General features: G+C 42.4%; 1 protein-coding gene. It reads left to right on the top strand.

All coding sequences use genetic code 11. The features are described 5' to 3' along the window. Positions 1-243: MFS transporter (locus tag AWV70_RS19805; RefSeq protein WP_153010053.1), on the top strand; the 243-nt coding region annotated here is incomplete at both ends.

The raw sequence follows: 243 nt of genomic DNA on the forward strand, positions 1-243 counted from the left end.
TTTTTTTCCCATACTTATTCTGGCTCGATTTATTCAAGGAGCTGGTGCAGCTGCATTTCCAGCACTCGTGATGGTTGTAGTTGCGCGCTATATTCCAAAGGAAAATAGGGGTAAAGCGTTTGGTCTTATTGGCTCCATAGTAGCTATGGGAGAAGGGATCGGTCCAGCTATTGGTGGAATGATAGCTCATTTTATCCATTGGTCTTATCTTCTGCTCATTCCAATGATGACAATTATCACTGT

Origin of the sequence: Sporosarcina koreensis, from assembly GCF_001531445.1 — a bacterium.
GTDB classification, from domain to species: Bacteria; Bacillota; Bacilli; order Bacillales_A; family Planococcaceae; genus Sporosarcina; species Sporosarcina koreensis_C.